Below are 1,461 nucleotides of genomic sequence, written 5' to 3'. Positions count from 1 at the left end.
GCGAAAGCCCGCGGCTGCAACTGGGCCGTTTGCGCCGCTCAACAACGTCACTTTTCGGGCGATCTGGCTTGCCGGGCTGATCTCCGGCTTGGGATGGCTGATCCAGACCGTCGCCATGAGCTGGTTGATGGCGACCATCACCCCGTCCAGCGTGATGGTCGCGCTTGTCCAGGCCGCGACAAACCTGCCGGCCTTCATCCTGTCGATTTTTGCCGGCGCCATCGTCGACAATTTCAATCGCCGCAGAGTGATGCTGATCGCGCGCGCGCTCATGGCGCTGACCGCGGCCACTTTGACGGTCCTTGTGGCGGTGGGATTGATCAACCCCTGGATCATTCTGGTCTTCAGCTTTCTCGCGGGGTGCTGCATCGCCTTCAATGACCCGGCCTGGCAGGCATCGGTCGGCGATATCGTCGATCGAAAGGACCTTGCCGCCGCCGTGACGCTGACATCCGTCGGGTTCAACACAGTGCGCAGCGTGGGGCCGGCGCTCGGCGGCATCATTCTCGCCACCTTCGGACCCTTGACCGCGTTTTGCCTGTACACACTCGGTCATTTCGCGCCGCTGATCGTGGTCTGGCGATCCAAGTGGAAGGTGCCTGTTCCCCGGTTGCCGCCCGAAGCGATGCTGACCGCGATATCCGACGGCATTCGCTTCACTTCGCTGTCCTCCGAGATCAAGACGGCACTCGGGCGCGGCTTTCTGTTCGGGCTCGCGGGCATTGCCATCCTCGCCCTACTTCCGCTGGTGGTTCGCGACCAGCTGAAACAGGGAGCGGTTGCCTACGGGATTCTCATGGCCGGCTTCGGCGCAGGCGCGCTGCTGGCGGGCCTGACATCGACGACCCTCAGGCGAAAGCTGTCGGACGAGCAGCTGTTGAAGCTGGCTTGCGTCGCGTGCGCGACCTGCACGATCAGCCTTTCGCTGACGCAAACCGCCGCCGTTGCCGCCATCGCGCTCATGCTCGGGGGGGCCGGATGGGTCCTGGGTTGGTCTGGCCTGAGCATCAGCGTGCAATGGGCGAGTCCGCGCTGGGTCGTCGGTCGCACGATTTCGCTCTATTACGCGCTCACCTCATGCGGGCTCGCCGTCGGCAGCTGGCTGTGGGGGATGGTGACCGAGAGCTATTCCCTGAGCTTCGCGTTGCAGGCCTCCACGGCGGCCTCGCTCGGCGTCGCGCTTCTCGGGTTGATCCTGCCCATCCATCAACGCAAGGACGCCGACGTATCGACCCCGGATCACTTCGAGGCGCCCGCGATCAGCCTGGACCTGAAGCCGCGCAGCGGGCCGATCGCGGTCAAGATCGAATATCGGATCGCCGCCGATCAGGTGGAGCCCTTTCTCGCCCTGATGCTGCAGCGCCGCCGAGCCCAGGGCCGCAACGGCGCGCGCCGGTGGATCCTGACGCGCAACCTCCATGATACGGCCGTGTGGACCGAGACTTTCCGTACGCCGACCTG

The 1,461-nt window shown here is 65.0% G+C and carries 1 protein-coding gene; it reads left to right on the top strand.

Annotated elements, in window-relative coordinates:
• Positions 1 to 61 precede the first annotated feature (61 nt).
• The coding region (locus tag ACIPIA_RS16200) for an MFS transporter (protein WP_400511001.1) at positions 62 to 1,461 on the top strand (1,400 nt) is incomplete at its 3' end.

Origin of the sequence: Allobosea sp. CER48, from assembly GCF_044752385.1 — a bacterium.
GTDB lineage: Bacteria > Pseudomonadota > Alphaproteobacteria > Rhizobiales > Beijerinckiaceae > Allobosea.
Note: the sequence above shows the minus strand (reverse complement) of the source record. Positions and strands in the feature narration are given on the sequence as shown.